General features: G+C 27.2%; 1 pseudogene. It reads left to right on the forward strand.

Going from position 1 to position 485, the window contains the following annotated elements:
• Positions 1-485: pseudogene (locus V7161_RS30305) on the forward strand (hypothetical protein); the annotation flags it as partial.

Raw genomic sequence — 485 nt, forward strand, 5'->3', positions numbered from 1 at the left:
GTTCAGTTCCAGATAATATAAAATTGTATATAGAGCATTTATATTCTGAATTAGATGAAATGAAATATGTTGTTACAAGTTCAACTTTATTAGAAGGTGTTAATATACCAGCATATTCATTATTTCTATTAGACAATAAAAAGGGGCCAAGGAATCTAAGCTCTGCACAATTTAAAAACTTAATAGGTAGAATTTGTAGATTTAGTGAAGTATTCTCACCGGTTGAAGGTGATCTAAAGTATCTCGAACCAACAGTATATTTAATTGGTTCAAATTATATATCAAGTAATGCTAATTTAGAAGATTTCTTAAAAAATGTAATGAAAGTTGATAAAAAAGAAAAAGATGTACCCGTTAATGTATTACTAAAAAATGTTGAAATTACTCCTGAAAATAATGAACAAAAAAAGCTTGCAGATGAGTTTATAGAGAATTTTGAACCCGGTGTAATAAGTAACTATGATAAATCATATGCTCAAACTGAT

Origin of the sequence: Neobacillus drentensis, assembly GCF_036965425.1 — a bacterium.
Lineage (GTDB): Bacteria > Bacillota > Bacilli > Bacillales > Cytobacillaceae > Neobacillus > Neobacillus drentensis_F.